Origin of the sequence: Brevundimonas sp. TWP2-1 (genome assembly GCF_049897645.1) — a bacterium.
In the GTDB taxonomy this organism is placed as follows: Bacteria; Pseudomonadota; Alphaproteobacteria; order Caulobacterales; family Caulobacteraceae; genus Brevundimonas.
The window spans coordinates 32,224-53,635 of the sequence record NZ_JAFCWR010000002.1 but is presented as its reverse complement, the minus strand read 5'-3'; the positions used below and the strand labels follow the sequence as shown (position 1 = coordinate 53,635).

The window sequence follows — 21,412 nt, the reverse complement described above, 5'->3', positions numbered from 1 at the left end:
ACCGCAGGCGTCGTCGCTACATCCGCTCCGGCGTGTCGATCCCCAGCAGGTTCAGGGCGATTTCCAGTTGTCTCAATGCGGCGGCCGAAAGAGCCAGGCGAGACCGTTTGGTCGCCTCGTCCGGCGCGATCAGGACTGGGCAGGCGGCGTAGAATTTCGAGAAGGACTGCGCCACCCGATAGGCGTGTTCGGCCACCAGGTGCGGCATCCGCTTGTCGTAGGCGTCGGACACGGCGGTAGAGAACGCGTCCAGCGTCAGGGCCAGGTCGCGTTCGGCCGGTTCGGCGATCACGATGGCGCCGGGCGTTAGCCCCTGTTCGGCGCCCTTGCGCAGCAGGGATTTGATGCGGACCGACTGGTAAAGCAGATACGGCCCGGTCTTGCCCTCGAAGCTCATGAAGCGGTCAAGATCGAAGACGTAGCTGGTGGTGCGCGCGTTCGACAGGTCGGCGAACTTAAGGGCGGCGATGGCCACCTTGTGCGCGATGGCCTCGAATTCTTCCGGCGACAGGTCGTCGCCCAGCTTGGCTTCGTGCAGGCGTTCGCGCGCCTTTTCGGTCGCCTGATCGATCAGGTCGCGCAGCTTCAGCACCCCGCCCGCGCGGGTCTTGAAGGGCTTGCCGTCCTGACCGTTCATGGTGCCGAAGCCGAGATGCTCCAGCGACCCCTCGACGGCGTAGCCGGCTAAATAGGCGGCGCGGAACACCTGTTCGAAATGTTCGGCCTGGCGTTCGTCGACGACATAAAGCGCCAGGTCGGGCGACAGCGCCTTCTTGCGGTCCAGGATCGTCGCCAGATCGGTCGTGCCGTACATGGCCGAGCCTTCCGAGCTGATCACCAGCAGGGGCGGGGGCGAGGGCGCCTCGATCACCGATCCGTCGGCCATCTTCTTCTTGCGGGTCTCACCCGGCTTGGCGACATGCACCACCTGGGCGCCGTCGTCTTCGACCAGCAGGCCGGTCGCCTTCAGGTACGCCAGCATCTCGGGCATCTGCGGATCGGCGTCGCTCTCGCCGTTCCACAGGTCGAAATCGACCGACAGGTCGCCGTATTCGCGCTTCAGCGCCTCGCGGCTGACGGCCACGAAATGGGCCCACAGGGCGCGATAGCCGGGCCGGCCGTTCTGCAGTTCCGCCGTCGCCTTGCGGGCGCGGTCGCGGAAGGCCGGGTCTTCCTTGGCCTTGCCGGCGGCCAGCGGATACAGCCGGTCCAGGTCGGCCAGGGTCACCGGGCTTTCGGCCGGGAAGGGGCCTTCGCCGTCGGCCATGAAAGCGTCCGCGACGCCCTCGTCGCTACAGGCCGTGATCAGCAGCCCCATCTGGAAGCCCCAGTCGCCGAAATGGGCGTCGCCGGTGACGTGGTCGCCGCGGAAGCGGAACAACCGCTTCAGGCTTTCGCCGATGATGGCGCTGCGCAGGTGGCCGACGTGCATCGGCTTGGCGACATTGGGACCGCCGTAGTCGATCACCACCTTGCGCGGATCGGCCACGACGGCGGCGCCGGCATGATCGGCGTCTGCGGCGACTTCGGTGGCCCGCTGGACCAGGGTCGCGTCGGCGATCTTCAGATTGATGAAGCCTGGTCCCGCCACCTCGACCGAGGCGAAGCGCGGATCGGCGGTCAGGCGTTCGGCGATCTTCGTCGCCAGTTCGCGCGGATTGGCCTTCAGCGCCTTGGCGGCGGCAAGGGCGCCGTTCGACTGGAAGTCGGCCAGGTCGGGGCGGTCCGACGGGGTGACGCGGGCCAGGGCCGCATCCACGCCTTCGGCGGCGAAGGCGGCGGCGACCGCTTCGCTGAGGACGGTCTTCAGATCGGCCATTTATTCGCTCGGTGCGGAGGCAGGGGCGGGCGCGGCGGGCGTCGCGCCGGCGTTGACGCGGAAGCGGCTGCCCGAGCGGTTGAACTCGGCCATTTCCGGCGTGACGTCGAAACCGACCAGGATTTCGAAGTTGCCGCCGCTGGTGTCCACGCCGGCGCGCGGAATGACGATGGTGCGTTCCTCGGTGACCGAGGCCGTGCGCTGGCCTTCGAAGTTCACCGGCACGTCGAAATATTCCTTGGACAGGATGGCGCTGTTCCGTTCGGTCACGGCGATCCAGTAGCGATAGGTGCGTTGGTCGCTGGCCGCCTGAGGCCCGCGGCCCAGCTGGAACAGCATGCCGATATCGACGCGAATCGGATCAGCCTCGCGATATTCGCAGTCCGAGGTGATGCCTTCGATCTCGCCGGTATATCCGACGTTGGAAATTGCGGCGCGACCGCCCTCCAGCTCGACGTAGCGGGCCGCGTCGTAGAGGATCTTCACATAGGGGCAGGGGCCGGCGTTGGCTCGACGACGCAGCGGCGCGATGCGCGGCGCGCGGCTGGGGGCGGCCTGTTCGCCCGAGGCCGGCTGCTGCTGTCCCCCACGGTCGCGGGGCGAGGTTTGAGCCTGTGCGGCGGCGGGCAGGACGGAGGCCGCAATCGAGAGGGCGGCCAGGGCGGTGAACACGCGACGCATCAGCTTATTTTTCCGACAGCGAGAGAGGGCGCACGATGATCGGCGGCCGATCATCAACGCTCGCCGCTGATAGCGGCTAAAGCGAGGCGCGGCAAACCTTCGCTGCCTCTCAGCGCTCCATGATCAGGCATGTGGACGTCGCTGTCGCATAAAGCTTGCCGTCCAGCCCGCGCAGATCGGCCTCGGAGAAGGCGGCGCGGCGGCCGGTCTGAACGATCCGCCCTTCGGCCCGGACGGGCGTGCCGGCGCTTAGCGCCTTGTGAAAGACGGTCTTCAGTTCCAGCGTCGTATAGGTCTGGCCCGGCCGCAGCGTCGAATGGACGACGCAGCCGCAGGCGGAATCCAGAACGGTCGCGATCCAGCCGCCATGGACGCTGCCCAGCGGATTATAGACCGCGGTGGTGGGGATGGCCTCGAAGACGACGCGGCCTTCCTCGACCTCGGTCAGTTCGAAACCGACGGTGCGCGCGATCGGGGCGATCATCCCGCCGGTCAGGCCGAGGCGCAGCTGCTCCACCCCGGACAGGGCGGCGATATCTGGGGTGTCGGTCATGCAAACGGCTCCGGTCAGGTCCGTTTACAATAAGGACGGACGCCGCCGTGGCAAGCGTCCGTCGTCTGCTTGTCTTACAGGCCGGGCAGCTTGAAGCCGCCGCTGCGGCGCGGCTGGATCGTGATGGCCTGTTGGCCGCCGGTCAGGGCTTGCAGACGCGCAGCCTCGGTCGTGGCGTCGATGGTCTGTTGGCCTTCGGCGGTCTGACGCGTGGTGGGGGCCTGGGTCGAGGCATCGTCCTTACGCCAGAACATCAGGCGGTTGGCGAAGCTTTCGTCCTTGTGCGCCAGGTCGCCGAACTCGTCGTCGATGACGTACCGGGCCAGGGGGTCGGCCTGTTCGCCGCCGGCCTGGGCCACCAGGACCTGCTCGCCCGGCGTACGGGTGACAGCCTGGCGCTGACCCAGAAGGATCTGACGCGCGGCGCTTTCGGGGGCCAGTTCCTGCGGGCGCGGCTGGCCGGGTGCGGGCGGGCGCAGGCCGTACTCGGGCGGAATGCTGAGCGGGGCGGTGGAGACGGTGACGAACTCGTCCGGCACGACCTTGGTCAGGCCGATGCCCTGCTTCAGGCTGCCGCAGGCCGAAACGGCGAGCGCGGAGGAGGCGACGAGGGTCAGGACGGCGACACTGCGGATACGCATGGTTTCAGGCTCTGGTCGGCTGATGCACGAAGCGCCGCGAGGGCGCTGTTGGCATAGTGAAGACGGGGTGATTACGACTTTTCGGGGGCTACGCCAACCTTAGCGGGCTTGTCCGACACCAGACTGTCCAGAATCAGCAGGACCACGCCGATAGTGATGGCGCTGTCGGCGACGTTGAACACCCAGGGAAAGACGCCCGTGCCCGAGAAGTCGATGAAGTCGACGACATAGCCGAAGCGGATCCGGTCGATCACATTGCCCAGCGCCCCGCCCATCACGAAACCGATGGCGGTGATCAGCAGGCGACGGTTCGACTGGGTCGCCCACCAGGCCAGGCCCGCCGAGACGACGATGGAGAAGATCACCAGGCCCCAGCGGGCTTCGCCGCCGCCGAACAGGCCGAAGCTTACGCCGGTGTTCTCGACCCAGCTGAAGTTCAGGATGGGCGGCAGGACGGGGACGCGCCCGACCTCGTGCAGCATCACGCCGCTGATGATCCAGGCCTTGGTCAGCTGATCCAGGACGATGATCAGAAGGGCGAACACATAGGCGGTGACGGCGAGGCGCGTGATCTTCATGCGGCGCGGTTAGCAGGAAGCGGCGCCGGGGCGAAGCGGAAAACGGCGCATCAGAACAGGTCGCCCTAGAACAGACTGCCCTGACCGGCCGCAGGCGGCTTCGGCTTGGCGACCGGACGCGGCGAGGCCGGGCGGGGTTCGCCGCCGTCGATGGTTGCGGGTTGAGAGCCGTCGCCGAACACCAGCCTGACCGCCTGACCGGCCTCCAGCGCCTTGGCCGAGGTGATCCAGCCGCCGTCCGAATCCTCGACGCGGGCGAAGCCGGGCTTGGGCCGGCCGGGATCTAGCGTCGTCAGCGCCCGCGTGAGAGCCGCCAGACGGTCGGCGTCCCGCTCCAGCCGACGCGGCATGACGCCGTCCAGCCGGGCGCCCACGGCGTGAAGCCGGGCCTCACGCTGATCCAGTCGTCGGTGCAGCGGTTCGGGCGACAGGCGGGCCGAGACCTGCAACAGCCGCCGCTCGCCCCGCGCCACGCTGGCCTGAAGGGCCGCGCCCAGCCGGTCGCCGGCGCCCCGCAGCCGGTCCTTGCCCCGCTCGATCCGCGTGCGCAGCAGGGCCGGGCTCAGCTTGCCGCCCGTCACCGCCAGATGCCGTTCGTGCAGGGCGACGTTGCGTTGCAGCCCCGACCCCAGGCGACTCGATACGTGATCCAGCCGCTGCTGCGCCAGGGCCAGCAAGTCCTCCGGCCGCGCCGGCAGGCCGCGCGCCACGGCCCGCAGGCGCGTGCGCCGATCCTCGATCAGCCGGCCGCCCGCCTGGAGCATCCGCCGATCCATGTCCGCGACCGCATATCTCAGGTCCGCCAGCACCGGCGTCGCCATTTCCGCCGCGCCGGTCGGGGTCGGGGCCCGTCGATCCGACACGAAGTCGATCAGGGTCGTGTCCGTCTCGTGCCCCACGGCCGAGATGATGGGGATGCGCGCCGCCGCCACCGTGCGGGCCAGGCCTTCGTCGTTGAAGCACCACAGGTCCTCGACTGACCCGCCGCCCCGCGCGATGATCAGCAAGTCCGGGCGCGGGATCGGTCCATTCGGCGTCATGGCGTCGAAGCCGCGAATGGCGTTGGACACCTGTCCGCACGCCGCCTCGCCCTGAACCACCACGGGCCAGACGATCACCCGGCAGGGCCAGCGTTCGGCGATCCGGTGCAGCACGTCGCGGATCACGGCGCCCGTCGGGCTGGTGATCACGCCGATGACGGCGGGGAAGGCGGGCAGGGCCTTCTTGCGGCCCGGTTCGAACAGGCCTTCCTCGCGCAGCCGAACCTTCAGCCGCTCCAGCTGGGCCAGGAGGGCGCCGGCCCCCGCCGCCTCCATGCTCTCGATCACGATCTGATAGGACGACCGCGCCGGATAGGAGGTGATCTTTCCGGTGACGATGACTTCCAGCCCGGCCTCGGGCTGCACGCCAAGGCCGCGCGCCGATCCCTTCCACACCACGCCGTCGATGGCCGACTTGTCGTCCTTCAGCGTCAGATAGATGTGGCCCGAGGCGTGGCGGTTGACCTTGGAGATCTCGCCGCGCAGCCGCACATGGCCGAACCGGTCCTCCAGCGTGCGTTTCAGCGCAAAGGACAGCTCCGAAATCGACAGCGGCGGATTGTTGTCGCGCGGGGCAGGGGCCTCGGCCGGTCCCTCGAATACGTAGGAGTCGTCGCTCATGGTGTCAGCTTACCCTGCGGCGATCCGCGCGGGAACGGCGGACGCGTCCCGCCGTTCGACTTTTATGGCCGACCCGTCCGGAACCGATCCGTCCGACCAGAACCCGCGTGAGCGTGACCTCGAACGTCGCGCTGGAGGCGGCGGCGCCATGAGCCCGTGGCTGATCATCGGCTGCATCATTCTGCTGGGGCTAGGCGTCTATGTCGCCTCCGCCCTGCTCTAGATCGTCAGGAAACCTATGAACCGTCTCATTCCGCTCGCCGCCGTCCTTTGCCTGACCGGGGCCGTCGCCGCCTGTTCGGATCGCGACGACGATGTCGTCCAGGCGCCCGCGCCGGGCGCCGCACCCGTCGCCCTGCCGGACCAGCAGGCCGATACGGCGGCGACGAACGCCGCCCTGGCCTTCAACATGACCCGCGACCAGCTGGAGGACGCGGACCTATATTCGCGCGCTGATGTCGATCTGGGCGATGTCGAAACCCTGGTGCTGGACGCCTCCGGCGCCCTGACCCATCTGGTGATCGAGCTGGAAGGGCCGGGCGACATGAAGGTGCAGGTGCCGGTCGCCGACGTGGCCCCGCTCGACCGTAACGGCGACAGGGATCTGGTCACTGACCTGACTGCGGGCCAGCTCCAAGCCCTGCCGGCCTGGACGCCGCCCGCACGCTGATCAGCCGCTGAATGCGGCGTTAAGTCTGACGGGCGCTTGACCGGCCGGCGACGGCCGGTCATTGCCCGGTCTCATGAACATTCTTCTCGTCGGATCGGGCGGCCGCGAACACGCCCTGGCCTGGAAGATCGCCCAGTCGCCGCTCGTTACGCGCCTGGTCGCCGCGCCGGGCAACCCCGGCATCGAGAAACTGTGCGAGCTTCGCGCCATCAAGGCCGACGACGCCGATGGCCTGGCCGCCCTGGCGCGCGAGATCAAGGCCGACCTGGTCGTGGTCGGACCCGAAGTGGCTCTGGCCGCCGGTCTGGCCGACCGTCTGGCCTCGGCGGGCATCCCCTGTTTCGGCCCCACGGCCAAGGCGGCGCAGCTTGAGGTTTCTAAGGCCTTCTCCAAGGCCTTCCTCGAACGCCATGAAATCCCCACCGCCGGCTACGGCGTCTATGACACGGTCAAGGACGCCAAGGCCGCGTTGGACGTGTTCAAGCCGCCCTACGTCATCAAGGCCGACGGTCTGGCTGCGGGCAAGGGCGTGGCCATCAGCCCCGACCGCCCCGATGCCGAGGCTGAGATCGAGCGGATGCTGGGTGGTCGCTTCGGCGCAGCCGGCGCCCGTGTCGTGATCGAGGAGTTCATGGACGGCGAGGAGGGTTCGCTGTTCGCCCTGTGCGATGGTCAGCGCGCCCTGCTGTTCGGCGGCGCCCAGGACCACAAGCGCGCCTTCGACGGCGACCTGGGCCCCAACACCGGCGGCATGGGCGCCTATTCGCCCGCCCCCGTCTTTACGCCCGACCTGGTGCAGCAGGCCGACGACCTGATTGTGCAGCCGACCATCCGCAAGATGGCCGAGGAGGGCGCGCCCTATCGCGGCGTCCTCTACGCCGGTCTAATGGCGACCGAGGACGGTCCCAAGGTGGTCGAGTTCAACGCCCGATTCGGCGATCCGGAATGTCAGGTGCTGATGATGCGGATGGCGGGCGACATCGTTCCGTATCTGCTGGGCTGTGCGCGCGGCGATGTCTCGGGTTTGGCGTCCCCGGCCTTCAAGCCCCAGACCGTCATCTGCGTGGTCATGGCCGCCAAGGGCTATCCCGACAGCCCGCTGGAAGGCTCGATCATCCGCGGCGCCGATCAGGACTTCGGTCCTCACGTCCAGGTCTTCCACGCCGGGACGAAGCGCCGCGAGGACGGCCTGCTGGCCGCCTCTGGCGGTCGCGTCCTGAACGTCTGCGCCGAGGGCGACGACATCGCCCAGGCCCGCGAACGCGCCTATGACGCGATCCGCAAGATCGACTGGCCCGGCGGCTTCAACCGCTCCGACATCGGCTGGCGAGCGCTGGAGCGGGGCTGAAGCTTACGCCGCTGCGAACAGCAGCCGGCCTTCGCCCATGCGTTCGCGCAAGCCTGGCAGGTCGGTGTGGGCGACGGAGAAGCAGCCGTAGCTGCGGCCCAGCTTGCCTTCGCGCGCCAGGAAATCCGGGTCGGCATAGTCGGCGCCGTGGATGATGATGGCCCGCTCGCGCGCCTTGTCATTGGAGTATTCCAGTCCGTCCAGCAGGACGTTGGGGCCCTGCTGGGCGCCCCAGTTGGCGCCGGCGGTGGCGTAAGCGCCGACCGAGGACATGTTGGAATCGGGGGTGTTCGAGAACCGCTGGGCGAAGCCGGTGTGGGCCGGATCGGACCCGCGACCGTGGCAGGTGCGCAGGACCTTGACCTCGCCGGCGACCAGATCGACTTCGTAAAGACGCTCTTCGCCCGAGAACTTCTGGAAATCGACCAGATACATACGGTCGCGCAGCGGCAGGTGGCGGTGATGGGTGTCCAGCGCGGTCATGGCGCGCTCCATCAGTTCCTTGCGCACGTGACCGCGGGGATCCAGCGGCGGAGGTGTCAGGGCGGCGGTCTGGACCGTCGGCAATCCGACCTGCGGCATCGCGATCGGGGCTCCGGTCTGAGCCGTGGTCAGCGGCGCCTTGGCGCTTGCGCTGGCGCATCCCGCCAGCATGGCCGATCCACCCAGAATTAGCCCTCGTCTCGATAGCCGCATGCGACGCCCTCGTTGCGGTTGGTCTTGAGGCGTGTTTGTTTCAGTTGGTTACGGCCGAGGCAACCTGAGCCTTGTGGGGCCATTTTGCGGCCAACGTGTCGCGGGGAGAGATCGATGAAGCGTTTCGGAATCGCGCTGGCCGCGCTGATGGCGTCGGCCGCGGGCGCTGAGGCCCAGCAAAGCTTCACGGGCGTTGGGGTTTCATCGAAACCCACGACAACGTTCGTCGAGGCCGGAAGGTTGCTGGCAGACCCGTCGAACGGCGTTGTGCAGCGCGGTAAAACTCTCGTGATCAGAGGGAACCAGGTCGTCGAAGTGCGCGACGGCTTCGTCGGCGATCCTTCTCAAGGCAAGGTGGTGGACCTTCGGCAGGCCTTCGTCCTGCCCGGACTGATCGACAGCCACGTCCATCTGACCGGCCAGCAGAATCCGAATTCGCGGTTGGAAGAGGTCACCCTGTCCGATGCGGACCAAGCCATGGTCGGCGCCCGCTACGCCCGCCGCACCCTGATGGCCGGCTTCACGACCGTGGCCGATTTGGGCGCCTCGAACGAAGCGATCTTCGCGCTGAGGAATGCGGTCAAGACCGGCGACGTGCCGGGGCCGCGCATCATCGCGTCGGGATCGTCGGTTTCGATCCATGGCGGTCATGGCGACATCAACGGCTATCGCGACGACGTCATGCACCTGCTGTCGTCCGAGAGCATCTGCTCGGGCCCCGAGGACTGCATGCGCGCCGTCCGCACCCAGGTTCGCGCGGGCGCCGACATCATCAAGATCACGGCCACGGGCGGGGTTCTGTCCAACACCGCCGCCGGTCTGGGCCAGCAGTTCAGCGACCCTGAACTGACCGCCATCGTCGACAGCGCCCACCGCATGGGCCGTCAGGTCACGGCCCATGCTCACGGGGTGGACGGCATCAACGCCTTCCTGCGCGCGGGCGGCGATTCCATCGAACACGGCACCTATCTGGACGACCAGTCGATCCGCCTGTTCAAGTCGAACGGCGCCTGGCTGGTGCCGACCCTGCTGGCCGGCGATTTCGTCGCCCGGATCGCGTCCGGCCCGAACAATTTCTTCACCCCCGCCCAGACGGCCAAGGCGCTGGAGGCAGGGCCAAAGATGTTGGACATGGCGCGCCGCGCGCATGAGGGCGGGGTCAAGATCGCCTTCGGCACTGACAGCGGCGTCTCGGCCCACGGCGACAATGCGCAAGAGTTCGCGCTTCTGGTCCGCGCCGGCCTGACGCCGCTGGAGGCCATTCAGGCCGCCACGGTCGGCGCCGCCGAACATCTGCGGATTTCCAACGAGGCGGGCAAGATCGCGCCGGGCATGCCCGCCGACATCGTCGCCGTTTCGGGCGATCCGCTGTCGGATGTGACCGAGCTGGAGCGGATGAGGTTCGTGATGAAGTCCGGCGTGGTCTATCGCGCCGACTGAATCCTGGGGGTCAAGAAGGCGGCGAAGGCCGCCTCGTCCTCGAACCGGGCGACGACCGGCCAGGCCGTGACATGCGCGCGCTGGTCGGGCGTCAGCCGGACCCAGTCCTTTTCGGTGGTCACCAGGCCGGCGTCGAACACCGCCGCCCGATCTGTCAGGAACGCCATGGTCTCGGCGCTATAGGACGCATGATCGGGGAATGGGACGAAGTCCGCCAGGTCGCACCCCGCCGCCTTCAGCGACCGCTCGACCTTCCACGGCTTGGCGATGCCGGCGAACCCGACCTGAGGCCCCGACGGCGGCGGCCCCTCTGGCGTCAGGCGCGCGACGAAGACGGGCAGGGCGCCGAACACCGCCATCAGTTCGGGATCGGCCTCGTCGACATCGGTCGGCAGCATGACAACCACGGCGTCGGCGCGCGCCAGCCCGGCCTTCAACGGCTCGCGCATCGGGCCGGAAGGAAAGATCGATCCGTCGCCGAACGGCCATTCGTCGCCGCGCGTCTCGCCGTCCACGACGATCAGGCTGACGGTCTTCTTTAGCGCCGGGTTCTGATGGCCGTCGTCCAGCACCAGGGCCTGCGCCCCGCCCGCGACCGCAGCCCTGGCCCCCGCCACACGATCCCGCGCGATCCAGGTCGGGGCCCCCTGCGCCAGCATCAGCGGCTCATCCCCGACATCCTCGGCCGTATGGATTTCAGGATCGACCCGCACGGGGCCTTCCAGCCGCCCGCCATAGCCGCGCGACAGGCCTTGCGCCTCAACACCTGCCGCCCGCAGCAGCCTCAGGGTCTCGCGCGCGACCGGCGTCTTGCCCGATCCGCCCACCGTCAGATTGCCGACCGAGATCACCGCACAGCCGGGATCGACCGGCTGCGTCCGCGCGATCCGACGCGCGGTCACGGCGGCCCAGATCCAGCCCAGCGGTTTCAGCACGGTGCGCGTCACACGCGCATGGTTGCTGTCTCGGATATACCACCAGCGTGGCGTGTTCAGCTTCATCGCCGGGCCCGCCTCTGCGGCGTCAGCGGGGCCAGCAGCGCCCACAGCCGCTCCAGCCCGCCACCCGCTTCGACCGACGCGCGACGTCCGCGCTCGCCCATGGCCTTGGCCGCGTCCAGGTCCGCCAGCAGCGGTTCGATCACGGCCGGCAGGTCCCACGGCGCCTGAACCAGAACCAGCCCGCCCGCCTCTGCGAGCGCGGAGGTCACCGGCGCCCAGTTGGATGCATCCGGTCCCGTGATCGTCGGCTTGCCCAGTCGCGCCGGTTCCAGCGGATTGTGCCCCCCGACCGGCGGCAGGCCCAGGGCGGGCGCGAACGAGCCGCCCATCACCACCACGTCCGCCAGCCGCAGGAACAGGCCCATCTCGTTCAGCGTATCGGCCAGATAGATGTCGGTGTCGGGCCCGATCACCTCGCCGCGCGAGCGCATGGCGAAGGCGTATCCCTCGCGTTGCAGGGCCTGGGCGATGTGCGGTCCGCGCTCGGGATGGCGCGGCGCCAGGATCAGGCAGACGCGGTCGCCCAACTTGTCCAGCGCCCGAACGATGGCGACCTCTTCGCCCTCATGGGTGCTGGCGGCGACAACCACCGGCCGGTCGCCGATGGCGGCGGACAGATGGCTGAAGGCCGCCGGGTCATGCGGCAAAGGCTCGCCCGACAGCTTCAGGTTCACCAGGCCGTCGATTCGCCCCCCCATGCCCTCCAGCCGCTGGGCCGAGACCGCATCCTGGGGCAAGACCAGATCGAAGGCGCCGGTCAGCGCCCGCGCCGAGGCCGGAAACCGCGCCCAGCCCTCGACCGTCTTCTCGGTGATCCGCGCGCTGACCAGGGCCAGTTTCACGCCCCGCCGATGCGCCTCCAGCAACAGATTGGGCCACAGCTCGCTCTCGACGAACACCGCAAGGCCCGGCCGCCAGTGATCCAAAAACCGCTCGACCACGCCCGGCGCATCGACCGGCGCATACTGGTGGATCACGCCTTCAGGCAGGCGCTGGGCCAGGATCTGAGCCGAAGTCACGGTGCTGGACGTCACCAGCACCGTCAGGTCCGGCCGCGCCTTCACGAACCGCTCGACCACCGGCAGCAGCGACAGGCTCTCGCCCACGCTGACGCCGTGCAGCCAGACCAGATCGCCCGCCGGTCGCTCTGTGCGGGTGAAGCCCATCCGCTCGTCCACCCGCACGGGGTCTTCCTTGCCCCGCCGCGCGCGCGCATCCAGCAGGCGCGGCGCCAACGGCTCCAGCGCGCGGGTCGCCAGCCGATAGGCGATCAACGGCAGGGGCGTCACGGTTGCATCCTCACGGTTTTAGGCCCGTGATCGCATCGGCCCGCGCCTCGACGGCGTTCAGCCGTGCGGTCCAGTCGGCGATCACCTCGGCCATGTCGGCGCCCTGCGGATAGTCCGCGCGGTCCCAGACGATGGCGCCCTTGCCGAACGGCATAGGCACGACGCCGCGATCCCAGCTGTTCAACCGGATCGCCGGGCTGCAGGAGATTCCGATGAACAGGGCCGGCGCTTTGGACATCTTCGCCATCAGCGGCAGGCCCTCGGCCATGACCTTGGCAGGACCACGCGGCCCGTCGGGCGTGATGGCCAGAGCTCCGACCTTCAACTGTTTCAAGCCGTCGCGCAGCGCCTGCGATCCGCCCTTGGCCGCCGCCGCCTTGTCCTTGTTGGCCGACGATCCGCGCACGGCGGGAATCCCCAGGCGCGCCACGGCCTTGGCGAAGAACTCGCCGTCCGCCGACAGTGAGATCAAGCCCTTCGCCGGTTGGGCCTCGCCCTGCGGCCATGAGGCGGGGGCCAGCCCGATCCGGGAATGCCAGAAGACGCACAGCACCCCGCCGCCCGCGCGCCAGACCTCTTCGGCGACCGAACGGTTCTCGTGCGTCCAGCGGATGGTGGCGAAGCAGAACCGCATCCATTGCGCCAGGGTCCAGGCCAGGGCGGACTGGATGACGGGATTGCGCAGCGGCCTCACGCGACGGTCCCGACACTTACCGGGACACCGTCGAGCGACTGCTGGCGGGCCAGGCGGGAATAGAGGCCGCCCCTGGCGACCAGGGCGTCGTGCGACCCTTCCTCGACCACGCGACCGGCCTCGATCACATAGATGCGGTCGGCGTTGCGAACGGTCGATAGCCGGTGGGCGATCATCAGGGTGGCGCGGCCTTCCATCAGCCGTTCCAGCGCCGCCTGCACCAAGGCCTCGCTCTCGGTGTCCAGGGCGCTGGTCGCCTCATCCAGCAGCAGGATCGGCGCATCCTTGACGAAGGCGCGGGCGATGGCGATCCGCTGGCGTTGGCCGCCCGACAGGCGCAGGCCCGCCTCGCCCGCGCGGGTGTCATAACCCTCGGGCAAGGCGGTGATGAAGTCGTGGGCGGCGGCGGACCGCGCGGCCTCCTCGATCTGGGCCTGGGTCGCGCCCGGGCGGCCATAGGCGATATTGGCGGCGATGGTGTCGTCGAACAGGAAGGGCTCCTGCGTCACCAGGGCGATATGGTCGCGCAGGTCGTGGATGCGAAGCGACCGCACGTCGGCGCCGTTGATCATCACCGCCCCGCCCGTCACGTCATAGAAGCGCGGCAGCAGGCTCAGGATCGTGCTCTTGCCCCCGCCCGACGGACCGACCAGGGCCACGGTCTCCCCCGGCGCGACCCGCAGCGACACGCCGTCCAGCGTGGGCGCATCGGTCCCGGCATAGGCAAAGGATACCCGGTCCAGCACGACCTCGACCGGCCCGGCGGCCAGGGGCGCGGCGTCGGCCGCCTCACGGATTTCCGGCTGGATGTCCAATGCCCCGAACAGCCGACGCGCGGCGGTGAAGCCTTCGCTCATGACCGTGGCCAGATTGGTCACCTGGCGCAGCGCCTGGCCGGCCGCCAGCAACATGCCGATGAAGGCGGCGAACCCGCCGACGGTCATCTCGCCCGACTGCGCCCGCCATCCGGCATAGGCCATGACGGCGGCGACGACGATATAGGCGACCAGATCGCTGGACGGCCCGGCGAAGGCGCGGGCGTTGGCGCCCTTGATGACGTGGCGCTGGCGACGGGCCACCACCTCGGCGACGCGGTCCTGTTCGGCCGCCTCGCGGTTTTCGATCTTGATCAGGCGAACCCCGTCCAGGTTCTCCATCAGGGCGGTGGACAGGTTCTCGGTCTCGGCCATAGCGCCCACCGCGGCCTTGCGCGTCTTGCGCCCGAACCGGCGCAGCACCAGCGCCACCAGCGGCACGCCCAGCAGCACCACGATCGTCAACTGCCAGTCGATGAACCCCATGTAGATCAGCACCGCGATCAGGGTCAGCAGGTTCTGGGTGTAGTTGACGACGCCCGAGGTGAAGGCCTCGCGCACCATATTGGCGTCGAATAGAACGGACGAGACGAAGCCGCCGGAATGCTGGCTGCGCAGCCGGGCCAGGTCGGCGCGGATCATGGCGCCGAACAGACGGACCTGGATGTCGCCGACGATGGTGTGGCCCAGCCGGTTGACCAGCGCCGCCTGGCCCAGCGCCGCCAGGGTGCGCGCCACCGCCACCGCGAGAATGGCGACCGGGATCCAGATCACCGCCTTGTCGGCCGGGAAGCTGAAGACGCCGAAGATGCTGATGGGCTCCGTCCCGCCCAGGAACAGCCCGTTGATCGCGGGCTCCAGCAGCTTCAACAAGGCCGCCGTCAGCAGGCCCGTCATCGCCGCGCATAGCACCGACGCGATCAGCGCTCCCTTGTGCCGGGACAGATAGTCGCGCCAGATCCGCGCCAGCAGGGCGCGCAGGGGCATGGTGTCTGAGGCGGCGACGGTCATCGCCTCTCGGTCGTCCGAGCCGCCGTTCAAGTCAAGGCTTGTCCGGCGACGGTTCCAGCGTGCGGCCCTGTTCGTCGGCGCGGATCAGGGTTTCGCCCGGTGCATCCTCGATCCTGACGGCAGGGGCGACGGTCGGGTTCGGGGCATAGCGACGCCCGTCGAACGGCACGGCGGCCTCATACCCCTGGGTGATCCCGCCCCCGGCGACATAGACGCCCAGATCCCGACGGCCGTGGGTCTGCTGTTCCAGCAGGCGGATGGGCGTGCGGGCGACGCTGATCTCGCCGACTGAGCGATAGGTCTCGCCGGTGCGGTCCAGCACCAACAGCCGGCACCCGCCCGACCCGCACCAGTTCGGTCCCGTCAGATAGACAAGGGTGGTCGCGCCGTCAGGGGTGATCGCGGCCGTGTATCGTGTGGTGTCCAGCGCCCCTTGCACCCTTTCGCGCAGATAGGCGACCAGCGCCGCATCCTCGGGCGGCGGCGTCTGGGCGAGGGCCGCGCCCGCCCAAAGGCTGGCCACGACGGCGGCGGTTGCGGCGAGGGTTTTCATACGTGGCCTCCTGTTCTCGACGAACATTCCAACGCATCAGGATCGAGATCGGATGACGCGGCGGCCTCGGATCGCTATCTGGCGGGCATGGCGCGCTTCGACCTCTCGACCGCGATGGGCCGTTTCCGGGCGCATTGGCATTATTTCTGGGCCGACCACGCGTTTCTGCGCGTGGCGTTTTCCAACGCCCACTGGCTGGGGCCGGACCTGGTGCGCACCAACCAGCCATCGCCGCGCCAGCTGGCCTATTGGAAGAAGAAGGGCGTCAAGACCGTCATCAACCTGCGCGGCGAACGCGACGAGGGCTATTACTGGCTGGAGCGCGAGGCCTGCGAACGGCTGGGCCTGACCCTGATCGACGCCCCCCTGGACTCGCGCGATCCGCCTCAGACAGACCGCATCCACCGCGCCCGCGACCTTTTCAGGACGATCCAGTATCCGGTGCTTATCCACTGCAAGTCCGGCGCGGACCGGGCTGGGATGATGGCGGTCTTCTATCGCCACTTCCACCTAGGCGAACCGATTTCGGTCGCCATGAAACAGCTGTCCAAGAAATACCTGCACTCGCGCGAGGGGCTGACCGGCGTGCTCGACTACACGCTGGAGAAATACGTCGCCGAGATCGAGCCTCGGGGGATCAGCTTCATCGACTGGGTCGACAGCCCCGACTACGATCCCAAGGCCATCCGCGCCGAGTTCAAGGCCGGCTGGTGGGGCACGCTGCTGACCGACAAGCTGCTGCGGCGGGAGTAGGGCAGCTATCCACCCGTCACCCTCGGGCTTGTCCCGAGGGCCTACGGCGGCCGCGCATTCGAACATCAGAGGCGTAGCGCGGCTTCTCTGGTCGCGTCAGCCTAACGGTGGGCCCTCGGGACAAGCCCGAGGATGACGGATTTGAGAGTAGGCCTCAGCCCCAGGGGCCGGTCTTCGGCTCGTCGCCGTTCGCGCGCGCCTCGGCCGCCAGTTCGGCGTCGCGCCGCGCCTTGCGCTCGGCCTCCCACCTCTTGAACCAGCGAGCGTAGTTGATGTGCCCGCGCAGCGAGAAGCTGAACAGCGCCAGCACCGCCAGCAGGCTGACCAGTTGAAAGATCTGTTGCGGTTCCAGGTTCATGATCGTCCTCGCATACAGACTAAACGTCGGATCGGGGCGCCGGTTCGGCTCCCCGATGCCGCACTCAGGCCACGTCGCCGCGCGGGTCGATCAGCTTGTGGGCGTGCAGGATGAAATAGCGCATATGGGCGTTGTCCACGGTCGCCTGGGCGCGGGCCTTCCAGGCCTTCTTGGCCTCGTCATAGCTACCGAAGGCGCCGACGAATTCGACCTGCGACAGGTCGCGGAAGGTCGGCTCGCCCAGGTGACGAAGCTCACCGCCGATGACGATGTGCAGAAGTTGCGGCGGGACGGCGTTCTGATCGGTCATCGGAAATCCTGAAGGCTGGGCCCGAAGGCTGGGGAGGAGGTTTGCGCGCGGCATAGGCCGAGAACGCCCAAGGATCAATGTGGAGCAGGGTTTTTCCGCCCTCGCCTTAGGTCGATAAAGGCACGTTTTTACAGCGCCGCACGATCATCGGCTGGATAATCGGGGCCGCGCAGACAAGGCTGGCCTGGCGCGGATCGGGCCGGTTGAAGGCCCATGGCCGCCCGTGGTGATCACTGACCTTGGCGCCCGCCTCCTGGGCGATCAGCCAGCCGGCGGCGACGTCCCAGTCCCACTTCGGCGTCAGGGCCAAGGCGGCGTCGAAGGCGCCGGCGGCGACCAGCGCCATCCGATAGGCCAGGGCGTTGCGCTTCTCGAACCGCATCGGCGGCCAGGGCTCGTCGTCGAAATAGGGCGCTTCGATCAGTCGCGCATCGCCCAGGATCGAGGCGTCCTCCAGCGTATCCACGTCCGAGGCCCTGATCGCCCGGCCGTTGCGCCGCGCCCCGCCGCCGCGCACAGCCACATAGGTCTCCTCGACTTCGGGCGCGTGGATGACGGCGGCGACGACCTCGCCGTCCTCGATCACGGCGATGGGCACGCACCACCACGGCGTCCGCTTCATATAGGCGACGGTCCCGTCGATGGGATCGACGATGAAGATGCGCCGCTTCGACAGCCGCTCGGGCGAGTCCGCCGTCTCCTCCGACAGCCAGCCATAGTCGGGCCGCGCCGACAGCAGCCGGTCCTTCAGCATGGCGTCCACCTTCAGGTCGCCGCTGGTGACGGGCGAGCCGCCGACCTTGGACTCGATCTTCAGCCCGGCCTCGCGTTCGGCGATCGCCAGCGCCCCGGCGTCGATGGCCGCCTGGCGGATCAGGTCGAGATCGGATTCAAGATCGGTCATTTGCCCGCGATGGCCACCGCGTCGAACATCAGGCTGGGCACGTTGAACCCGCCCCGGAACTCCAGGTCCGATCCGCGCTGGAGGCGTAGATACAGGTCGGTCAGCTTGCCGGCCACTGTCACCTCGTTGACCGGATAGGCGATCACGCCGTTCTCGAACCAGAGGCCCGACACCCCGGCGGACCAGTCGCCGGTGTTTCCGTTCAGCGACGGCCCGAACATCGAGGTCACCAGCAGGCCGGTCCCCGCATCGGCCATCAGGCCCGCCAGATCCTGCTCGCCGGGCTCCATGTGCAGGTTGTGGGTCGAGACGCCCGACGGTCCCGCCAGGCCCCGCGACGCATGGCCGGTGGATTGCAGACCCAACTGCCGTGCCGATGCGCTGTTCAACAGCCAGGTCGTTAGGACGCCGTCGTCGAACAGGGCGCGCTTCTCGACCGCCACGCCTTCGTCGTCGAACGGGGTGGAGCCCATGCCGCGCGGACGGAACGGATCGTCGATCAGGGTGACGCCCTCGGCGAACACCCGCTGACCCAGCCGCTCCTTCAGGAAGGAGGTGCCGCGCGCGATGGAGGGGCCGGAAATGGCGCCGATGGCTGGAGACACGATCTGGCCCGACATGCGGTTGTCGAAGATGACGGGGGCGGTGGTCGAGGCGATCTTGCGCGCGCCGGTGCGGGCGACCGCGCGCTCGCCGGCCGTGCGTCCGATCAATTCGGCGCCGGGCAGGTCGGACAGGTGGCGCATCGAACGGCTCTCGCCGCCGCGCTCCATCGCCCCGTCCTTTTCCGCGATGACGCCAACGCCCAGCGAGAAGGCCGAACCCTCATAGGCGCCGTCGAACCCGTGCGAGGTCACCAACCGCCAGCGACTGGACGACCATGAGGCATGGCCGCCTTCCGACCGCGCCACGCCTGTCACGGCCAGGGCCGCCGCTTCCGCCTCGGCCGAGGCCTGTTCCAGGATTTCGGCGCTACGTTCGGTGGGATCGAACAGGTCCAGGTCGACGAACGGCCCGCGCGCCAGACGATCTTGCGGGGCGAAACCGGCGTTGGGATCTTCCGGCGCCAGGCGGGCCATGGCCACGGCCCGCTCGACCAGCCGCGCCTGTGTCGCGGGCGACAGGTCCGATGCCGAGACCGACGCCTGGCGCTGGCCCACGAAGACCCTCAGGCCCAGGTCGCGCGACTCCTCGCGTTCGACGTCTTCCAGCTTTCCGTTGCGCACCCCTACCGACAGGGAGCGGCGATCGGCGCTGACCGCCTCGGCGGCGTCGGCGCCGGCCCTCAGGGCCGCCCTGACGATGTCGTTGAGAAGATCGGTGGAAACGGGCGCAGCCAGGGTTTCAGTCATGCCCCGATATGGCGGACGGCTTGCTGCACCGCAACCGCGTCAGACGACGGCGAAGGCGATCAGGCCGACGGCGGCGCTCAGCAGCGCCACCCAGGTCAGCAACATGCCGATCACCCGTCCCAGCGACGGCCCGGTCTGGAACAGCAGGCCCAGGGCATGGACCACCCGTCCGACCAGCAGGGTCGCACCCACCCCGTGCACCATCCAGGCCGGCGCCCCCACGGCGGCCAGCAGCAGCATGGCGATCATGCCCGGCGTCGCATATTCCACCAGATTGCCGAACGCCCGGCTGGCGGCCATCAGGTCCGGGTTCCCGCCGTCTCCGAACGACACCATGTGCTTGCGCCGTCCGCTGACCACGATGCCCGACAGCACCAGCATCATCAGGATCAGCAGGCCGCTCCACAGGGCGGCGGCCTGGACGGCGTACATCAGCGGTGTGGTCATCGATCAGTCCTCGCGCCCGACGGGGTAGAGCAAATAATGGTCGTCATAGAAGGGCGTGCGTTCGTAGAACCAGGCCAGACGCGCCTGGGGATCGGCCGCGAACGCCGCATCGGCAGCCAGTTTCGCCTCGAACTCGGCCTTCAGCGCAGGGTCCGCCGCCATCATCTTGTCCGCCAGCGGCGCGATGGCGTAGGCCTCGATATATTCGACCCGGCTCATGACCTCGGGGAACATGCCCCAGGCGAAGAAGCTCTCGCTGGATTGCGGCTCCAGCAGCAGCACGACGATGTCGCCCAGCGGCTGATCGGTCGGCACCCGCACCGATCCGGTCGGGAAGGTCCAGTCCCGGCGCTCGACCTCGACTGTCTTCACCGAGGCCTGGACGTGACCTTCGTTGGCCCGCGTCGCGAGCTTGGGCTCGACGAGGCGCAACATCGAAAGGTTCGCCGTGCGCGGCGCCTCGACCGTCTCCATCTCGACGCCGTGGATCTTCAGGCGCTCGATGATGTCGGTGCGATAGCTTGGCACCCAATAGGCGGTCGGCCGCGTCAGGGTCAGGGTCGGTCTGGAGCCATAGAAGGGCATCTGCCACAGCTCGGGATCGGGCTGTCCCAGCCAGCGGATTTCCTGACGGCCCGAGGCCGCGCTGTCGTACATCTCGTACAGGATGCCCTTGAACGGACGGGTGGATGACGGCGTCTCCTCGGCCTCGAAGTTGGCCAGGATCTGCGCCGGGCGCAGGGCCTTGTCCTGCTCGGTCGCGGCCCGCAGCCCAGCGCCCTGATCCGCCAGCAGCCGCATCGCCTCCTCGATGAAGACATAGGTGCCCAAGACCCGCTGCTCGTGCGGCTTCAGGCTGTGGTTCTCGATCAGGATCGTCGGCACATGGGCCGCCGAGCCCCAGCCGTTCGAGAATCGCTCGCCCAGCCCGCCGTCCGACAGACCCTTCCTGGGCTCGTCGTCATCCATGCCGAAAACCAGCTCGCCGGGGATGTGCCCCTCGCGCTCCAGCGCCGTGTTCATCGCCGGCTTGAACACCGAATCCAGCCAGGCTGAGCCGTTCGGCGAGCGGCTGAACGACCCGTACTCGCCGTTGAAGCCATAGGTGACGTCGTACTGATAATCCAGGCCGTCGGTGACGTGGACGTCCACGTAAAGGTCCGGCCGGTATTTCAGGATCAGGCCGCGAACCGCCCGCATCTCGGGCTGATCCAGCTTCAGATAGTCGCGGTTCAGGTTCTGGTTTGTCGCCGTATTGCGCCAGCCCTGAATGCGCGGCCCGCGCTGGTTGGGGCGGGAATAGGCGCTGGCCCGCTCGTGCCCGTCCACGCTCAGGATCGGGATCAGGATCAAGTTGACCCGGTCCAGCAGGGCGTCCTTGCCGTAAAAGGCGATGTCGCGCAGCACCATCATGCCCGCGTCCTTGCCGTCGATCTCGCCGGGGTGGATGCCGGCCTGGATCATCAGCACGGGCTTGGTCGGATCGAAGGTCGCCCCATCCTTGGACGCCATCACCGCATAGATCGGTCGTCCCTCGGGCGAGACGCCAAACTGTTCGATGCGGATCAGGTCGCTGGCCTGATCCAGGCGCTCGAACCAGGTGCGGGTGTCGGCATAGTTGGGGCTGAAGTCATGGCCCGGATCGGCCTCGAACGCCGTGACCCAGGGGTCGGAGGCGGGGCGCAACAGGCTCTTTGACGCCCCGTCCCAGGCCGGCGCGGGCGGCAGGAAGGCTTGGTCCCAGGGGGCGGTGTTGGGGATCGTCTGGGACATGGCGGGGCTCACGCTACAGGCAAGGGCGGCGACCAGCGCCGAAACCAGAAGAGGGGACTGCATGG

At 68.5% G+C, this 21,412-nt stretch carries 24 protein-coding genes; 5 read left to right on the top strand and 19 right to left on the bottom strand.

The features are described from left to right. Window positions 1-16: 16 nt before the first annotated feature. The 6 genes from argS to xseA form a co-directional block, all read right to left on the bottom strand. Window positions 17-1,819 (bottom strand): arginine--tRNA ligase, encoded by a 1,803-nt coding sequence (gene argS / locus ACP7BH_RS10465; protein WP_425984935.1) that lies wholly within the window; start codon window positions 1,817-1,819, stop codon window positions 17-19. Continuing rightward, entirely contained in the window at window positions 1,820-2,500 is a 681-nt protein-coding gene (locus ACP7BH_RS10460) for a Tat pathway signal sequence domain protein (RefSeq protein WP_425984934.1), read from the bottom strand. It abuts the gene before it with no gap. A 109-nt stretch (window positions 2,501-2,609) separates the two neighbouring features. Next, window positions 2,610-3,053, bottom strand: a complete 444-nt coding sequence (locus tag ACP7BH_RS10455; protein WP_425984932.1) for a PaaI family thioesterase — start codon at window positions 3,051-3,053, stop codon at window positions 2,610-2,612. A 74-nt stretch (window positions 3,054-3,127) separates the two neighbouring features. Next, the gene (locus ACP7BH_RS10450; RefSeq protein WP_425984930.1) at window positions 3,128-3,694 is read right to left on the bottom strand and encodes a DUF3035 domain-containing protein; all 567 of its coding nucleotides are present in this window, start codon (window positions 3,692-3,694) and stop codon (window positions 3,128-3,130) included. Between the two features lie 71 nt (window positions 3,695-3,765). After that, window positions 3,766-4,272: a signal peptidase II gene (gene lspA, locus ACP7BH_RS10445; protein WP_425984928.1), complete on the bottom strand. Its 507-nt coding sequence runs from the start codon at window positions 4,270-4,272 to the stop codon at window positions 3,766-3,768. A gap of 65 nt (window positions 4,273-4,337) precedes the next feature. Then, the gene (gene xseA / locus ACP7BH_RS10440) at window positions 4,338-5,933 is read right to left on the bottom strand and encodes an exodeoxyribonuclease VII large subunit (RefSeq protein WP_425984925.1); all 1,596 of its coding nucleotides are present in this window, start codon (window positions 5,931-5,933) and stop codon (window positions 4,338-4,340) included. Between xseA and ACP7BH_RS10435 the strand changes: the two genes are divergently transcribed. The 3 genes from ACP7BH_RS10435 to purD all read left to right on the top strand — a co-directional run bounded on the left by ACP7BH_RS10435 (window position 5,932) and on the right by purD (window position 7,951). Further along, window positions 5,932-6,156 carry a hypothetical protein gene (locus ACP7BH_RS10435; RefSeq protein WP_425984923.1) on the top strand — a complete coding sequence of 75 codons (225 nt, stop codon included), beginning with the start codon at window positions 5,932-5,934 and terminating at the stop codon, window positions 6,154-6,156. The two genes, xseA and ACP7BH_RS10435, sit on opposite strands and share 2 nt — an antisense overlap. 15 nt (window positions 6,157-6,171) lie before the next feature. Further along, a complete protein-coding gene (locus tag ACP7BH_RS10430; RefSeq protein WP_425984921.1) occupies window positions 6,172-6,603 on the top strand; it encodes a hypothetical protein in 432 nt (143 codons plus the stop codon). Window positions 6,604-6,676: 73 nt separating this feature from the next. Further along, window positions 6,677-7,951 carry a phosphoribosylamine--glycine ligase gene (purD, locus tag ACP7BH_RS10425; protein WP_425984919.1) on the top strand — a complete coding sequence of 425 codons (1,275 nt, stop codon included), beginning with the start codon at window positions 6,677-6,679 and terminating at the stop codon, window positions 7,949-7,951. Window positions 7,952-7,954: 3 nt separating this feature from the next. Here purD and ACP7BH_RS10420 read toward each other — a convergent pair whose 3' ends face one another. Further along, window positions 7,955-8,605, bottom strand: a complete 651-nt coding sequence (locus tag ACP7BH_RS10420; protein ID WP_425984917.1) for a murein L,D-transpeptidase catalytic domain family protein — start codon at window positions 8,603-8,605, stop codon at window positions 7,955-7,957. A 17-nt stretch (window positions 8,606-8,622) separates the two neighbouring features. Next, a complete protein-coding gene (locus ACP7BH_RS10415; protein ID WP_425987097.1) occupies window positions 8,623-8,862 on the bottom strand; it encodes a hypothetical protein in 240 nt (79 codons plus the stop codon). Between ACP7BH_RS10415 and ACP7BH_RS10410 the strand changes: the two genes are divergently transcribed. Then, on the top strand, window positions 8,762-10,087 hold the full coding sequence (locus tag ACP7BH_RS10410; RefSeq protein WP_425984915.1) for an amidohydrolase family protein: 1,326 nt from the start codon (window positions 8,762-8,764) through the stop codon (window positions 10,085-10,087). The genes ACP7BH_RS10415 and ACP7BH_RS10410 overlap by 101 nt on opposite strands. Here the strand turns inward: ACP7BH_RS10410 and lpxK are convergent. Genes lpxK through ACP7BH_RS10385 form a run of 5 tightly spaced genes read right to left on the bottom strand, consistent with a single transcriptional unit; the run spans window position 10,072 to window position 15,450 of the window. Continuing rightward, entirely contained in the window at window positions 10,072-11,088 is a 1,017-nt protein-coding gene (lpxK, locus tag ACP7BH_RS10405) for a tetraacyldisaccharide 4'-kinase (RefSeq protein ID WP_425987060.1), read from the bottom strand. The genes ACP7BH_RS10410 and lpxK overlap by 16 nt on opposite strands. Further along, the gene (locus ACP7BH_RS10400) at window positions 11,085-12,377 is read right to left on the bottom strand and encodes a 3-deoxy-D-manno-octulosonic acid transferase (RefSeq protein WP_425984913.1); all 1,293 of its coding nucleotides are present in this window, start codon (window positions 12,375-12,377) and stop codon (window positions 11,085-11,087) included. The genes lpxK and ACP7BH_RS10400 overlap by 4 nt, the downstream gene beginning before the upstream one ends. A 10-nt stretch (window positions 12,378-12,387) precedes the next feature. Next, window positions 12,388-13,071, bottom strand: a complete 684-nt coding sequence (locus tag ACP7BH_RS10395) for a lysophospholipid acyltransferase family protein (protein ID WP_425984911.1) — start codon at window positions 13,069-13,071, stop codon at window positions 12,388-12,390. Further along, on the bottom strand, window positions 13,068-14,897 hold the full coding sequence (locus ACP7BH_RS10390) for an ABC transporter ATP-binding protein (protein WP_425984910.1): 1,830 nt from the start codon (window positions 14,895-14,897) through the stop codon (window positions 13,068-13,070). Before ACP7BH_RS10390 ends, ACP7BH_RS10395 begins: the two co-directional genes overlap by 4 nt. A gap of 31 nt (window positions 14,898-14,928) precedes the next feature. Beyond that, window positions 14,929-15,450 (bottom strand): hypothetical protein, encoded by a 522-nt coding sequence (locus tag ACP7BH_RS10385; RefSeq protein ID WP_425984908.1) that lies wholly within the window; start codon window positions 15,448-15,450, stop codon window positions 14,929-14,931. Window positions 15,451-15,537: 87 nt separating this feature from the next. On the opposite strand from ACP7BH_RS10385, the gene ACP7BH_RS10380 reads away from it, so the two are divergent. Next, on the top strand, window positions 15,538-16,203 hold the full coding sequence (locus ACP7BH_RS10380) for a fused DSP-PTPase phosphatase/NAD kinase-like protein (protein WP_425984906.1): 666 nt from the start codon (window positions 15,538-15,540) through the stop codon (window positions 16,201-16,203). A 154-nt stretch (window positions 16,204-16,357) separates the two neighbouring features. Here the strand turns inward: ACP7BH_RS10380 and ACP7BH_RS10375 are convergent, their stop codons facing one another. The 6 genes from ACP7BH_RS10375 to ACP7BH_RS10350 all read right to left on the bottom strand — a co-directional run bounded on the left by ACP7BH_RS10375 (window position 16,358) and on the right by ACP7BH_RS10350 (window position 21,410). Then, complete coding sequence (locus ACP7BH_RS10375) at window positions 16,358-16,561, bottom strand: hypothetical protein (RefSeq protein ID WP_425984904.1); 204 nt, start codon at window positions 16,559-16,561, stop codon at window positions 16,358-16,360. A 64-nt stretch (window positions 16,562-16,625) separates the two neighbouring features. Then, window positions 16,626-16,871, bottom strand: a complete 246-nt coding sequence (locus tag ACP7BH_RS10370; RefSeq protein WP_135195105.1) for a DUF4170 domain-containing protein — start codon at window positions 16,869-16,871, stop codon at window positions 16,626-16,628. A 106-nt stretch (window positions 16,872-16,977) separates the two neighbouring features. Next, window positions 16,978-17,775: a 3'(2'),5'-bisphosphate nucleotidase CysQ gene (locus ACP7BH_RS10365; protein ID WP_425984902.1), complete on the bottom strand. Its 798-nt coding sequence runs from the start codon at window positions 17,773-17,775 to the stop codon at window positions 16,978-16,980. Further along, on the bottom strand, window positions 17,772-19,127 hold the full coding sequence (locus ACP7BH_RS10360) for a TldD/PmbA family protein (RefSeq protein WP_425984900.1): 1,356 nt from the start codon (window positions 19,125-19,127) through the stop codon (window positions 17,772-17,774). Before ACP7BH_RS10360 ends, ACP7BH_RS10365 begins: the two co-directional genes overlap by 4 nt. Before the next feature lie 39 nt (window positions 19,128-19,166). Continuing rightward, window positions 19,167-19,574, bottom strand: a complete 408-nt coding sequence (locus tag ACP7BH_RS10355; protein WP_135195108.1) for an MAPEG family protein — start codon at window positions 19,572-19,574, stop codon at window positions 19,167-19,169. A gap of 3 nt (window positions 19,575-19,577) precedes the next feature. Then, window positions 19,578-21,410 (bottom strand): M14 family metallopeptidase, encoded by a 1,833-nt coding sequence (locus tag ACP7BH_RS10350; RefSeq protein WP_425984898.1) that lies wholly within the window; start codon window positions 21,408-21,410, stop codon window positions 19,578-19,580. Window positions 21,411-21,412: the final 2 nt, after the last annotated feature.

What these genes read in the sequence shown, in the direction of transcription:
- ACP7BH_RS10410 (WP_425984915.1), top strand. Translation starts at nt 8,762, where the DNA reads ATGAAGCGTTTCGGAATCGCGCTGGCCGCGCTGATGGCGTCGGCCGCG.
- ACP7BH_RS10430 (WP_425984921.1), top strand. Translation starts at nt 6,172, where the DNA reads ATGAACCGTCTCATTCCGCTCGCCGCCGTCCTTTGCCTGACCGGGGCC.
- argS (WP_425984935.1), bottom strand. Translation starts at nt 1,819, where the DNA reads ATGGCCGATCTGAAGACCGTCCTCAGCGAAGCGGTCGCCGCCGCCTTC.
- lpxK (WP_425987060.1), bottom strand. Translation starts at nt 11,088, where the DNA reads ATGAAGCTGAACACGCCACGCTGGTGGTATATCCGAGACAGCAACCAT.
- ACP7BH_RS10385 (WP_425984908.1), bottom strand. Translation starts at nt 15,450, where the DNA reads ATGAAAACCCTCGCCGCAACCGCCGCCGTCGTGGCCAGCCTTTGGGCG.
- ACP7BH_RS10360 (WP_425984900.1), bottom strand. Translation starts at nt 19,127, where the DNA reads ATGACTGAAACCCTGGCTGCGCCCGTTTCCACCGATCTTCTCAACGAC.
- ACP7BH_RS10375 (WP_425984904.1), bottom strand. Translation starts at nt 16,561, where the DNA reads ATGAACCTGGAACCGCAACAGATCTTTCAACTGGTCAGCCTGCTGGCG.
- ACP7BH_RS10390 (WP_425984910.1), bottom strand. Translation starts at nt 14,897, where the DNA reads ATGACCGTCGCCGCCTCAGACACCATGCCCCTGCGCGCCCTGCTGGCG.
- purD (WP_425984919.1), top strand. Translation starts at nt 6,677, where the DNA reads ATGAACATTCTTCTCGTCGGATCGGGCGGCCGCGAACACGCCCTGGCC.
- ACP7BH_RS10435 (WP_425984923.1), top strand. Translation starts at nt 5,932, where the DNA reads ATGGTGTCAGCTTACCCTGCGGCGATCCGCGCGGGAACGGCGGACGCG.
- ACP7BH_RS10370 (WP_135195105.1), bottom strand. Translation starts at nt 16,871, where the DNA reads ATGACCGATCAGAACGCCGTCCCGCCGCAACTTCTGCACATCGTCATC.
- ACP7BH_RS10455 (WP_425984932.1), bottom strand. Translation starts at nt 3,053, where the DNA reads ATGACCGACACCCCAGATATCGCCGCCCTGTCCGGGGTGGAGCAGCTG.
- xseA (WP_425984925.1), bottom strand. Translation starts at nt 5,933, where the DNA reads ATGAGCGACGACTCCTACGTATTCGAGGGACCGGCCGAGGCCCCTGCC.
- ACP7BH_RS10355 (WP_135195108.1), bottom strand. Translation starts at nt 19,574, where the DNA reads ATGACCACACCGCTGATGTACGCCGTCCAGGCCGCCGCCCTGTGGAGC.
- ACP7BH_RS10380 (WP_425984906.1), top strand. Translation starts at nt 15,538, where the DNA reads ATGGCGCGCTTCGACCTCTCGACCGCGATGGGCCGTTTCCGGGCGCAT.
- lspA (WP_425984928.1), bottom strand. Translation starts at nt 4,272, where the DNA reads ATGAAGATCACGCGCCTCGCCGTCACCGCCTATGTGTTCGCCCTTCTG.
- ACP7BH_RS10365 (WP_425984902.1), bottom strand. Translation starts at nt 17,775, where the DNA reads ATGACCGATCTTGAATCCGATCTCGACCTGATCCGCCAGGCGGCCATC.
- ACP7BH_RS10350 (WP_425984898.1), bottom strand. Translation starts at nt 21,410, where the DNA reads ATGCAGTCCCCTCTTCTGGTTTCGGCGCTGGTCGCCGCCCTTGCCTGT.
- ACP7BH_RS10420 (WP_425984917.1), bottom strand. Translation starts at nt 8,605, where the DNA reads ATGCTGGCGGGATGCGCCAGCGCAAGCGCCAAGGCGCCGCTGACCACG.
- ACP7BH_RS10460 (WP_425984934.1), bottom strand. Translation starts at nt 2,500, where the DNA reads ATGCGTCGCGTGTTCACCGCCCTGGCCGCCCTCTCGATTGCGGCCTCC.
- ACP7BH_RS10450 (WP_425984930.1), bottom strand. Translation starts at nt 3,694, where the DNA reads ATGCGTATCCGCAGTGTCGCCGTCCTGACCCTCGTCGCCTCCTCCGCG.